Raw genomic sequence first — 591 nt, forward strand, 5'->3', positions numbered from 1 at the left:
GAATGATATATTACTACTTGATTGGATTAAATATCACAAATTACTACAAGTAAACATTCATAGTAATATAATAAATCGAGATGTAAACACCTTTGAAACTATATTTAATACAAGAATATTCGAGGAGTTATTAGGCACAGATCTATTTACTGAAAAAAAAGCCAGCCCTTGGCTAGCTTTCTTTGTTGAAGGTGTCTTCCGACCATACTAAAAACCTCATTTACTTATGGTACGGTTCATCACTAGTAATCCTAAACTACATCCTTGACAATATGCATAATTGTTAAATAAGAGTAAAAACCATTCTTCAACTCTCTCAGTTTGATGCGAATATCTCTCGAATGCTCACTTATTCGCAGGATTTCATAACCCTTGTAATTAGACTTACGGGTAAATGAAATGAGTTCAGATCAGTTAGGCTTCGTGAAGGCATAGTTAAATAAAGGAGTCAGCTACCACTCCATATTTTACCATAAAATACACATCTCCACGCCGCCCCTGGAGGCTTTCCCTCCCATGTCTCAACGGGTCAATTGCCCTCTCATTCCTTCGTCATGCCTATCCAAGGGGTGGAGGCCAGTTATGCTAACC

At 37.4% G+C, this 591-nt stretch carries 1 protein-coding gene; it reads left to right on the plus strand.

The window, feature by feature from the left end:
* Window positions 1-211 (plus strand): hypothetical protein (locus tag AC1DUW_RS31955; RefSeq protein ID WP_477644595.1); only part of this gene is annotated, 211 nt, incomplete at its 5' end.
* Window positions 212-591: the final 380 nt, after the last annotated feature.

It is taken from the genome of Peribacillus sp. P4_C12, from assembly GCF_056402095.1.